Source organism: Streptomyces sp. NPDC054796 (assembly GCF_053611545.1).
Genome location: NZ_JBSHAO010000017.1, coordinates 92,861 through 104,339 on the forward strand (window position 1 = coordinate 92,861; position 11,479 = coordinate 104,339).

Sequence of the window (11,479 nt, forward strand, 5' to 3'; positions counted from 1 at the left end):
TCGTTGTCAGTGCCGTGCGTTAGCTTCGGCTCACACTGGCGACGAGGGGGATTTCTCATGGCACTCGGCTGGAAACTCGTGATCGACGCGGCCGATCCGCACGGTCAGGCCGCGTTCTGGGCCGCCGCGCTGGACTACGCGATCGAGGACAACACTCCCGTGATCGAGCGGCTGCTGGGCCTCGGGGCCATCGACGCTTCGATGTGCGTCGAGAAGGACGGGCGCCGCAACTTCCGGGACGCGGTGGCCGTGCGGCACCCGGACGATCCGGTGGCGCCGGACACCGGCATCGGGACGGGCAGACGGCTGCTCTTCCAGCGCGTCCCCGAGGCGGGCGCGGAGTCCAAGCGGGCCAAGAACCGGCTGCACATCGACGTCCACGCGGGGCCCGAGCAGCGCGAGGCGACCGTCGCGAAGCTGGTGGCCCTGGGCGCCACCCGCGTGCGGCACGTCCAGGAGCCGCAGGGCGAGTGGCACCTCCTGCTCGATCCCGAGGGCAACGAGTTCTGCGTGGCCTGACGACGGCGCGACGGGAGGACCGGGGGGGATGATGGCAGGGGTCAGACGGTGATGTCGCGGGTGCTGAACCGGGCCCAGGCGGCGGAGCCGAAGACGGCGGTGTAGAGGGCCTGGAGGCCGAGGTTCTTGAGGATCTCGTCCCAGTAGACCGGATCGCGCAGCAGATCGGCGAAGCTCAGCCAGTACTCAGGGAAGAGATACGGGTGGATGTCGTCGAGCTGCGGGATGCTGTTCGCGATCTGCACGGTGATCAGCAGTCCGACGGTCGCGGCCATGGCGGCGATCCCGCTGCTGGTGAGCGTGGAGATGAACAGCCCCACGGCGGCGAGCCCCAGCAGCGAGACGGCGACCGCGACGGCGATGGCCAGCGACCGCAGCAGTCCCTCCGAGAAGGGCACGGTGCTGCCGGACAGCAGCGTCACGTCCCCGACGGGGAAGAGCAGCGCGCCCACCACCAGCGCCGCGAGGGCGACGACGAGGGTGGCCGCCAGGCAGAAGACCAGCACGGAAACGAACTTCGCGAGCAGCAGCCTGGTCCGGCCCGAGGGCGCGACGAGCAGATAGCGGAGCGTCCCCGAGTTCGCCTCGCCCGCGACCGCGTCGCCCGCGATCACCCCCACCGTCATCGGGAGGAAGAAGGGGAGGGTGACCGCGAGGGAGGTGAAGACCAGGAACAGGCCGTTGTTGGTGATCTGCGAGATGAAGGCCGGGCCCTCACCGCCGCCGCCCCCTCCCCCGCCGTCCGAGGTCTCGATCTTCACGGCGATGCCGACCAGCACGGGGATCGCGGCCAGCACCCCCAGCAGCGCGAGCGTCCGCCAGCGCCGGAAGGTCATGACCAGTTCGCTGCGGAAGAGGGAGAGCGCCCAGAGGGGGCTGGGCGCGGCAGCGCGCAGCGCGGCGGGGCCCGCTCCTGCGACGCCGCCGGAGCCCGTCGGCGCCTCGCCCGCCGTGCCGCCCGTCGCCTCGCCCGTCGGGCGGGTGCTCTCAGCCTGCGACATCGAAGCCCTCCCCGGTGAGTGAGACGAAGACGTCCTCCAGCGAGGCACGCTGGAGGCCGAAGGCCCGCACGCGCACGTCGGCGCGCACCAGTGCCGCGTTCAGCTCGGCGAGGTCGGGAGGATCACCCGGATCGGCCGGATCGGCGGCTGCGTCGACGGTATCGGCTGAACCCGCCGCGTCGACGGGGCCGCCCCAGGGCAGCTCCCCCGTGACCTCGTCCTCCGCGACCGCCAGATCCGTCACCCCGTGCTCCTTGAGTACGCGCACCGCCTCCGCCGTGTCCGGGGTGGTGACCGCGAGGCGTCCACGGGCGCCCGAGGCCATCTCGGCGACCGTGCCCTGGGTGACCAGGCGTCCGCGGTTCATGACGGCCGTGTGCGAGCAGACCTGCTCGATCTCGTCCAGGAGGTGGGAGGAGAGGAAGACGGTGATGCCGTCGCCCGCCAGCTCCCGCACCAGGGAGCGGATCTCGCGCATGCCCTGCGGATCGAGACCGTTCGTCGGCTCGTCGAGCACCAGCAGCTCGCGGGGCTGGAGCAGCGCGGCGGCGATCCCGAGGCGCTGCTTCATGCCGAGGGAGTACGCCTTGGCCTTCTTGCCCGCGGCCGACGAGAGGCCGACCCGCTCCAGCGCCTGCCCCACCCGCGCCGCGCGGGTGCCGGGGTCGGCGGTCGGGTCGGCGGAGTCGAACCGGACGAGGTTGTCCCGCCCGGAGAGGAAGCCGTAGAGCGCGGGGCCCTCGATCAGGGCGCCGACGCGTGGCAGCACGCGCTTGGCCGCTCCCGGCATGGGCTCGCCCAGCAGTTCGGCGCTGCCGCCCGTCGCCTCGATGAGGCCGAGCAGCATCCGGATGGTGGTGGTCTTGCCCGAGCCGTTGGGCCCGAGGAAACCGAACACGCTGCCGCGTGGCACGGTCAGATCGAGGCCGTCGACGGCCAGTTGGCCGCCGCGGAAACGCTTGCTGAGGCCACGCGTCTCGACGACCGCTTCGCCGGGCGGCTGTGCCATGGTGCTCCCCGAGGTCCGACCGGCCCCCGCCCGCCGTGCGAGCGGGCGGGGGCCGGTGACGTGTCCGCTGACCGGTCCGGGACGATGCCGGTTCCGGCCTCCGGTGCCGGTTTCCGGTTCCGGACCGGTGCGCGGTGTTCGTTCTCGTGCCGCGCGGCTACTTCTTCGCTGCCGCGTCGGCCGCCTTGATCAGGCCCTCCTTGGTGACGGCACCGGCGTAGACCTTGCCGTCGTCGGTGATCAGGGCGTTGACCAGCCGGGTGCTGAAGACGCGGCCCGTGCCGAAGTCGCCCTTGGCCTCCTCGGTGAAGCTGTCGAGGAGCTTCCCGGCCTGGCCGCCCTCGGTGCCGCTGCCGCCCAGGGCGCCCTTGGGCACGTCGATCTCCGCGATGGAGTTCCAGCCCTTGCCGATGACGTTCAGCCCGGAGAGGTCCTGCTTCCCGCCCTTGGTTCCCTTGTCGCCCTTGTCACCGTGGCCCTTGTGGGCCGACTCGTCGCCGAGCTGGTGCTCCTCGACCTTGGTGCCCTTCGGGGGCTTGAAGTCGAAGGTGCTCGCGGCGGGCTTGCCGAAATCGACCTCGGTGTAGGCCGCGTCGATGGCCGCCTTGCCGCCGCTCTTCGGGTTCAGGGTGAACTTCAGCGGGACGCCCGTGTCCGCGTCGACCATGACGCGGACCGACTCGACCGTCGAGTCCGGGGCCTTCTTCGGCTCGATGACGAGCTGATACGCGTCCCGGCCCGCGACCTTCGCCGTGCCGTCCACGGAGACCGACGTGGTGTCGTCCACCGCCTTCAGCGCCTGCTGGGCCGCCTTCTGCGGGGTGACGTTCTCCAGCCCCTTGCCCAGTTCCTTGTCGTGCTCCTTCTTCGCCTTGTCGGAGGCGCCCTTGGGAGCGGTCATATGGGTGGCGGAGTCGCTGCCGCTGTCGTACGTCCACACGTCGTCGCCGTTGTGGATGAGGCTGTACTCGGCGGCCTCCTCGATCACGGAGAGGCGCTGCTTCTCGGGGCCGTCGGCCGCGACGCGGAGGGTGTGCTCGCCGGAGGCCAGCTCCATCAGCTTGTCCTGGGGCGTGGGCGTGGCCGAGGAGTCCTCGCCGTCCTCTCCGCTCTCGTCCCCGGACCCCTTGTTCTCGGAGCCGTGCGAGCCGCCGCCGAAGGGACCGCCCTCCTCGGAGCCGGAACCGGAACCGGAGCCGGAGCCCGAACCCGAGCCGCCGACGCCCGGAAGCTCCGGGAGACCGAGGTCGGTGCTTATCTTCACCGTGCCGGAGAGGTGCTGGACATCCGACTTCGCCATCTTCGCGACGAGCTGTTCCGCCGTGATCTTCGGCAGGTCCGGGTCACCTGTGCTGGCGAGCGCGGGCACCAGCCCGACGGTGGCCGCGGCCACTCCCGCGACCGCGACCGGCACGCCGTACCGGACCGCCTTCTTTCTGGAGCCGCTGGGACTGCTGGGCTTGTTCGGTTGGATCTGTGCCATCTGTGTGCCCTACCTCCGTGGTCGGTGGCGGTTCCGTACGTCGCACTCGTCCATCCCTGTCCGCCATTCTCACCCGAGCCGCTACGGGATGGTGCGGGGTGTTCTCCCCTATCGCACCAAATTCCGCGGGTCCGGGCATCAGTCCCGGGGATCAACTCCCCGTACTCCCGGGGGAGGACGTGGCGCGTACCCTCCTCGGTCGTCCGGCGTGCGGATACGGGTCCGTCCCCCGATGAACGTGTAAGGGCCACGCCACGTGCCCGCCGCCGCTCACTCGTCACGGGCCACCCGTCACGGCAGTCCGTGCCGTTCAATAGCCGCCCCGTCACGAGTCTGTCCCAGCGGCCGGCCGCCGCACGGGTCCGCGGTGAGAACCGTGCGAACCCGCGTTCAGGCGTGCGGCGGCGGGCCTGCGCGCGGCGCGCCCCACGGTCCACGGAGGCCCGCGTGTAACAGCCGTGTCCAAGGAGGCGACCAGCGAAAACTTTCCCCGGGGCGGGCGGATCTCACTTGTCGGAAACGCAGAAACGCCCGCTCGGACCGAGCGGGCGCACCGCCACACCACAGCGAAGGAAGAAACGATGCGCGCTCAGAAGATCACCATTGCCGCCCTGGCCCTCGCCGCCGGTCTCTCGCTCACCGCCTGCCAGGGGAACGACACCTCCGCCGCGGGCTCCAGCGACTCCGCCGCCTCGTCCTCCTCGTCCTCGTCCGGCACCTCCGGCGGCGACAGCGGCAGCACCGGCGGCTCCGGCAGCGCGGGCGGCTCCGAGGAGAGCGCCATGAACACCGGCGGCGACTCGGGCTCGACGGGCTCGACGGAGGCGAAGGACGCCGAGGGCAGCGGCAACGGCCAGATCACCACCGGCACCTGCAAGACGTCGAACCTGGCCCTCAGCGCCGCTCACGGAATGGGCGAGGGCGATGTCGTGGTCACCTTCAAGAACACCGGGGAAGCCTGCTCCCTCAAGGGCTTCCCGGGCGTCGACCTCAAGGCCGACGGCGGCCCCGGCGGCATCAGCGCCAACCGCAGCGACCTCGACGCCCCCGCCGTCGCCCTCCAGAACGGCGACGAGACCCGCTTCACCCTGCACACCCCGCGCAACGACACCGGCGGCTCCGGTGTGGACATCGACCGCCTCGTCGTCACCCCGCCCAACGAGACGCACTCCAAGACGGTGAAGATCGGCCTCAACATCCCCGTGACCGACCACTCCACCAGCGACGTGACGGTGGACCCCGTCGGCACCGGCAAGCAGTAACGCGGGTCGGACGGCGGTATCCGGGAACCGCAGGCAGTAGGGAGGGCCGCACCCACGCGGGTGCGGCACCCCGGCCACTCCCGGCCACTCCCGGCCACTCCCGGCCACTCCCGACAGGAACAGCAGGAACAGCAGGAACGCGGCCCTCTCCGGCCTCAGCCCGCGCGGTGTACGACCGCGTCGCAGAGGTCGGAGAGGGCCGTTTTCGCGGCGCAGTCCTTGAGCGGCGCGAGCATGGCGCGCGCCTCTTCCGCGTAGCGGACGGTGTCGCGGCGGGCCTGCTCCAGCGCGGGGTGGGCGCGCAGTCCCGCGAGGGCCTCGGCGTGGCGCGCGTCGTCCGTCAGATCGCCGTCGAGCAGCGCGGCCAGCGCGCGGTCCTCGGCCGTGGCCTCGGGCGAGGCGGCACGGGCCCGCAGATGCAGCACCGGCAGGGTGGCGATGCCCTCGCGCAGATCCGTGCCGGGGGTCTTGCCGGACTCGTGGGAGTCGCTGGCGATGTCGAGGACGTCGTCGGCGAGCTGGAACGCGGTGCCGATGCGCTCCCCGTACTGCGTGAGGATGGAGACGACCTGCTCGTCGGCGCCCGCCATCATCGCGCCGAAGCGGCCCGCGACGGCGATCAGGGAGCCGGTCTTGCCCGCGATGACATCGAGGTAGTGGTCGACGGGATCGCCGTTTCCGCCGGGCCCGGCGGTCTCCAGGATCTGGCCCGTGACCAGCCGTTCGAACGCCTCGGCCTGGATGCGGACGGCATCGGGGCCGATGTCGGCCAGCAGGTGGGAGGCGCGCGCGAAGAGGAAGTCGCCGGTGAGCACCGCGACGGAGTTGTCCCAGTTGGCGTTGGCGCTGGGGACCCCGCGCCGCACGTCGGCCTCGTCCATGACGTCGTCGTGGTACAGCGTCGCCAGGTGGGTGAGCTCCACGACCACGGCCGAGGGCACCACGCCCGGCGCGTGGGGGTCGCCGAACTGCGCTCCCAGCATCACCAGCAGCGGCCTGAAGCGCTTGCCGCCGGCCCGTACGAGGTGCTGTGCCGCTTCCGTTATGAAGGGGACATCGCTCTTGGTGGCCTCGATGAGACCTTCCTCGACAGCCGCCAACCCGGCCTGGACGTCGACTTCGAGAGCCTGGTCCCGCACGGTCAGTCCGAAGGGCCCGACGACGGTCACGAGGGGTACTCCTGTCTGCGTACGATGAATGAACGATCAACTGCGATCGTGCGGTGTCTCAATATCTCAGTGCCACCATCACCTGGAAGCGTATCCGGTCACCCAGCGATCACGGCCAGCGCCCGCCCAGCACGCCGCATCCCCGCCCATTCCTGGCTCGTTCGCGGCCCCGCCCCGGCTCGTTCGCGGCTCCCGGCGGCGGCCCTCGTGTGCTTCATGGGGCATTGTGCGCATTGAGGGGTATGTTTCTCATCACCCTTAAACGGTGGTTTGCCGCGCGAGAACGGGGAGAGCAGAGCACGCGAGTCACCCGAGCCACTGGAGTCACCCGTGCCCCTGCCGTATACATCCAGCCAACCCGCCCCCGAGAGACGCGGCCACGGCGGCGAGGGCGAGGAGGGGGGCGGGCCTGGTGAGCGCACCTTCCTGAGCCACCCCAGGGGCCTGCTGCCCCTGTCAGGGCTCGAGGTCTGGGAGCGGTTCTCCTTCCTCGGTATGCAGGCCATCCTGGTCCTGTACTTCGCCGACAGCCTCGCGAACGGCGGCCTGGGCATGGCCTCCGGAACGGCCGCCTCCGTCGTCGCCGCGTACGGCACGCTCGTCTACCTCGTCTCCGTCGCGGGCGGCTGGCTCGCGGACCGCATCCTCGGCTCCTACCGCGCGGTCCTCTACGGCGGCATCCTCATCGCCTGCGGCCACTACTCGATGGCCGTCCCCACCCCGGCCATGACGTGGGTCGGCCTCGGCCTGATCATCATCGGCACGGGCCTGCTCAAGCCGAACGTCTCCTCCATGGTCGGCAAGCTCTACGGCACCGACGACAACCGCCGCGACGCGGGCTTCGCGCTCTACTACATGGGCATCAACATCGGCGCCTTCCTCGGCCCCGTCGTCTCCGGCTGGCTCGGCCAGAAGCAGGGCTGGCACTGGGGCTTCTCGGCTGCGGCGATCGGCATGACGCTCGGGCTGATCCAGTACGTGCTGGGCCGCCGCGATCTGGCGGGCCGCAAGCACGGCGCCGAGTTCGCGCTGCCGCCCAGCGCCATGCGCCGCGCGCTGTGGATCATCGCCGGGAGTGTGGTGGCCGTGGGCGCGCTGGCGTGGGTGCTGGCCGCCGCCGGGTGGCTGACGATGAGCCGGTTCGTCGACGTGACCTCGCTGGTCTCGGTCGTCGCGCCCGTCGCGTACTTCGTGGTGATGTTCCGCAGCCCGCGCGTCAGCGCCGAGGAGCGGGGCAGGCTGCGGCCCTACATCGTGCTGTTCGCCTCGTCGGTGGTCTTCAACCTCGTCCTCTTCCAGTCGTACTCGACGATGACGCTGCTGGCCGCCGACCACGCGGACACCGAGGTCTTCGGCTGGGAGTTCCCCTCCACCTGGTACAACTCCGTGCTCGGCGTGGCCGAGGTGCTGGCCGCGCCGCTGGTGGCGGCGCTGTGGGTGCGGCTCGGCCGCCGTCAGCCGCACGCCTCGCAGAAGATCGCGATCGGTGTCGTCCTGGGCGGGCTCTCCTTCCTGCTGATGGCCTGGGCGACGTTCGGGCGCGAGGGCGACGGCGCGGGCTGGACGATGGCGGCATGGTGGATCGTCGGCTCGTACGTGCTGCTCGGCACGGGTGACGTCATCCTCCAGGCGACGGGCATGTCCACGACGACCAAGCTCGCGCCCGCCGCGTTCGCGAGCCAGACCATGGCGCTGTGGATGCTGTCGATCGCGCTCGCCAACGGCATCCAGGCGCAGACCGTCAAGCTCTACGACCAGCTCTCGGCGCCCGCCTACTTCGGCCTCAACGGCGCCGTCACCGTCGTCGCGGGCCTCGCCGTCCTCGCCGTCGTCCCGTGGCTGCGCCGCACGATGGCCCCGGTCCACTGAGCCCCGGCCCCGCTCCCGTCCACCCACCCGTCATCCGAGACCCCGGCGAGCAGCGTCGGCAAGCACGAGCACGAGCACGAGCAGAGGACCCATGCGTATCCGCACCCCTGACCAGTTCCCCCACCAGGTCCTGCGCGAGGACGTCCGCATCCCGATGCCGGACGGCACCCTCCTCTACGCGCGCGTATGGCGCCCCGTCACCGACGAGCCCGTGCCCGTGCTGCTGGAGTACCTGCCGTACCGGCTGAGCGACTGGACCGCGCCCCGCGACGCGCAGCGCCACCCCTGGTACGCGGGCCACGGCTACGCCTCCGTGCGCGTGGACGTGCGCGGGCACGGCAACTCGGAGGGGCTGCCGGGCGACGAGTACGACGAGACGGAGCTGACCGACGGCGTCGCCGTCATCGGCTGGCTGGCGGCGCAGCCCTGGTCCAGCGGCAAGGTCGGCATGTTCGGCATCTCGTGGGGCGGCTTCAACAGCCTCCAGCTCGCGGCCCGCGCGCCCGAGGCGCTCAAGGCGATCGTCACGGTCTGCTCGGCCGACGACCGCTACGACAACGACGTCCACTACACGGGCGGCTCCGTCCTCGCCGTCGACATGCACGCCTGGGCCTCCACGATGCTCGCCTTCGTCTCGCGTCCGCCGGACCCGGCGCAGGTCGGCGACGTGTGGCGGGACATGTGGATGCGCCGCCTGGACGCCGTGGAGCCGTTCATCCACACCTGGCTCGACCACCAGTCCCGCGACGACTACTGGCGGCACGGCAGCGTCTGCGAGGACTACTCGGCGGTGAAGGCCGCCGTCCTGGCCGTCGGCGGCTGGCACGACCCGTACCGCGACACCGTCCTGCGCCTCGTCGAAAACCTGGACGCGCCGACGCGCGGCCTGATCGGGCCCTGGTCGCACCAGTACCCGGACCGGGGGCTGCCGCCCGGACCCGCGATCGGCTTCCTCCAGGAGACGCTGCGCTGGTGGGACCACTGGCTCAAGGGCGAGGACACGGGTGTGATGGAGGAGCCGAGGCTGCGCTCGTGGATCAGCGAGTCGCACCCGCCCGCCACGGTCTACCCGGAGCTGCCAGGCCGCTGGGTCGGCGACGACGCGTGGCCTTCCCCGAGCGTCACGATGACGCCGTACGCGCTGCCCGGCACCGGGCCCATGCGGGTGCGCTCGCCGCAGCACACGGGCGTCGACGCGGGCCGCTACTTCCCGTTCGGCAACGACTCCGATCTGCCGCCCGACCAGCGCGAGGAGGACGGCCGGTCGGTCTGCTTCGACTCGGCGGCGCTCGACGCGCGGGTGGAGATCCTGGGCCGCCCGCGCGTGCGGCTGCGGCTCACCTCCGACGTGCCGCGCGGCCAGGTGATCGCCCGCGTCTGCGACGTCGCACCCGACGGCTCCTCCACGCTCGTCACCCGTGGTGTCCTCAACCTGGCGGCCCGGCACGGGCGCGACACCGTCGCCGAGTGGGAGCCGGGCGCGACGGAGGACGTCACCTTCGAACTCAACGGCATCGGCCACGCCTTCCCGCCCGGACACCGCATCAGGCTCGCGCTGTCCTCCGCCTACTGGCCCTGGGTCTGGCCGCAGCCCGGCAGCGAGGCGGGCTGGACGGTGGACCCGGGCGCGAGCGCGCTGGACCTGCCCGTACGCGACCCTCTGGGCGACGCGGCCCGCGCCCCGATCGTCTTCGAGGAGCCGGAGCAGGCGGAGCCGCTGGGGGTGCGGTATCCGGAGGCGGCCGGGCAGCGGCCGGAGCGGGTGGTCGTGCGGGACGTCGCGGCCGGGACGTGGAAGCTGGAGGTGGACCCGCGCTACGGCGGCACCCGGATCTACCCGGACGGCCTGGAGTTCACCGAGGACGCGCTGGAGACGTACACCATCGACGAGTCGGACCCGCTGAGCGCCCGCGCCCGCTCCGACTGGACGATCCGCCTCCACCGCCCCGAACTGGGCTGGGACGCCCGCATCCGCACCCGCTCCGAGATCACGACGGACGGCGCGGACTTCGTCACGACGAACGAGGTCGTCTGCGCGGACGGTGAGACGGAGGTCTTCCGCCGCACGTGGGAACGCCGCGTGCGGCGCACGGCGGGGTAGGGGGCGGGGCGCTGCGCTGGGCGGTTCGCTGTTCTCCGGGTGCGGGTTGGTGGGTGGGCGCGGCGTGTGGTTCCGGTTGTTCGCGGCTTGCGCCGCGTGGGTCTTGGCTTGCGCCGGTGGTCGTGTGGGGTGCTGTGTGGGTGGGGTCGGCGCCGCGCCGGGGCGTCTCCTCGGCGTGAAGGTCTCGCTTTCGGCTTTCCGCCGGTGACTTTCTCGACCTGCGGGGACACCCCACCGCACCACCTCCCAGCCCGGTGACCAACCGCAGGCCGGTGGCCTGCCGGGGTTGTTCCCATGCTGTGGGCGGCAACCGTGCTGGCACCGGTGCGCCACTGTTGTGGGCAAGCGTCCCGCTCGGCGAGGGGGCACCCGGGCAGGCGCACTCCGTGAAGCGGCCATGTTCTACACTCCCGTAGAGTAACTACAGGCATGTAGATACATCGCGCTGACCAGCGATGTACCAAGATGCGGGGGGACGCCTTGGGGTTCGATGAGGAGTGGGCGGGGCTCAAGTCCGGTACGGGGCAGCGGGGTTCGCCGGGCACGCGGTTGAACAGCGCCGGTGACGGCGGCGGTGACAACGGCAGCCTCCAGCACGTACAGGCCGACAAGAAGAAGGCCGCCGCGCGCATCGAGGAGCACGTCGGCCCCGACACCCGTAGCGCGGGCAACGCCGCCGACGCCGACACGGAGGCGATCACCGGAGGCGGCAGCGGCAGCAGCGGCGGCGTCTCCGTCTTCCTGCCCGGTCACGAACCCCGCCCCCCGCTGGCCATCGCCAGCCCGGGCGGCATGCGCGACTGGGACGTACGAACGGGCCTCCAGTTCCGCAAGCGCGAATGGGACCGGCACCTCAAGAAGCTGATCGGGCGCCTCAACAGCGAGATGTCGAACCTGCGTCAGACCAACCTCCTCTTCCAGGGCACCGAGGGCCGCCGCGAGTCGGGCTTCGGCCTGATCCCCGGCGGCTCCTCCCCCTCCGACAGCCCGTTCCTCACGACGACCGAGGGCCCGCCGGGCCCCTGGGCCCCGGGCCGCAGCAAGCTGACGGACCTCTGAGACCGGA

9 protein-coding genes are annotated in these 11,479 nt (G+C 71.6%); 5 read left to right on the top strand and 4 right to left on the bottom strand.

The window, feature by feature from the left end; translation table 11 throughout:
* The first annotated feature begins 57 nt into the window (after positions 1-57).
* Positions 58-519 carry a VOC family protein gene (locus ACWGJ2_RS16810; RefSeq protein WP_453346839.1) on the top strand — a complete coding sequence of 154 codons (462 nt, stop codon included), beginning with the start codon at positions 58-60 and terminating at the stop codon, positions 517-519.
* Positions 520-560: 41 nt separating this feature from the next.
* On the opposite strand, the gene ACWGJ2_RS16815 is transcribed toward ACWGJ2_RS16810, so the two are convergent.
* The 3 genes from ACWGJ2_RS16815 to ACWGJ2_RS16825 all read right to left on the bottom strand — a co-directional run bounded on the left by ACWGJ2_RS16815 (position 561) and on the right by ACWGJ2_RS16825 (position 4,012).
* Positions 561-1,520: an ABC transporter permease gene (locus tag ACWGJ2_RS16815; protein WP_453346840.1), complete on the bottom strand. Its 960-nt coding sequence runs from the start codon at positions 1,518-1,520 to the stop codon at positions 561-563.
* Positions 1,507-2,529: an ABC transporter ATP-binding protein gene (locus ACWGJ2_RS16820; RefSeq protein WP_453346841.1), complete on the bottom strand. Its 1,023-nt coding sequence runs from the start codon at positions 2,527-2,529 to the stop codon at positions 1,507-1,509. Before ACWGJ2_RS16820 ends, ACWGJ2_RS16815 begins: the two co-directional genes overlap by 14 nt.
* 157 nt (positions 2,530-2,686) lie before the next feature.
* Positions 2,687-4,012 carry a LolA family protein gene (locus ACWGJ2_RS16825; RefSeq protein WP_453346842.1) on the bottom strand — a complete coding sequence of 442 codons (1,326 nt, stop codon included), beginning with the start codon at positions 4,010-4,012 and terminating at the stop codon, positions 2,687-2,689.
* A 581-nt stretch (positions 4,013-4,593) separates the two neighbouring features.
* Here ACWGJ2_RS16825 and ACWGJ2_RS16830 point away from each other — a divergent pair.
* The gene (locus tag ACWGJ2_RS16830) at positions 4,594-5,274 is read left to right on the top strand and encodes a DUF4232 domain-containing protein (protein WP_453346843.1); all 681 of its coding nucleotides are present in this window, start codon (positions 4,594-4,596) and stop codon (positions 5,272-5,274) included.
* A 155-nt stretch (positions 5,275-5,429) separates the two neighbouring features.
* On the opposite strand, the gene ACWGJ2_RS16835 is transcribed toward ACWGJ2_RS16830, so the two are convergent.
* Positions 5,430-6,443: a polyprenyl synthetase family protein gene (locus tag ACWGJ2_RS16835; protein WP_453346844.1), complete on the bottom strand. Its 1,014-nt coding sequence runs from the start codon at positions 6,441-6,443 to the stop codon at positions 5,430-5,432.
* 330 nt (positions 6,444-6,773) lie between these two features.
* Between ACWGJ2_RS16835 and ACWGJ2_RS16840 the strand changes: the two genes are divergently transcribed.
* The 3 genes from ACWGJ2_RS16840 (at position 6,774) to ACWGJ2_RS16850 (ending at position 11,472) form a co-directional block, all read left to right on the top strand.
* Complete coding sequence (locus tag ACWGJ2_RS16840; RefSeq protein ID WP_453346845.1) at positions 6,774-8,312, top strand: peptide MFS transporter; 1,539 nt, start codon at positions 6,774-6,776, stop codon at positions 8,310-8,312.
* Between the two features lie 91 nt (positions 8,313-8,403).
* On the top strand, positions 8,404-10,413 hold the full coding sequence (locus ACWGJ2_RS16845) for a CocE/NonD family hydrolase (RefSeq protein ID WP_453346846.1): 2,010 nt from the start codon (positions 8,404-8,406) through the stop codon (positions 10,411-10,413).
* 480 nt (positions 10,414-10,893) lie between these two features.
* Positions 10,894-11,472 carry a hypothetical protein gene (locus ACWGJ2_RS16850; protein ID WP_453346847.1) on the top strand — a complete coding sequence of 193 codons (579 nt, stop codon included), beginning with the start codon at positions 10,894-10,896 and terminating at the stop codon, positions 11,470-11,472.
* Positions 11,473-11,479: the final 7 nt, after the last annotated feature.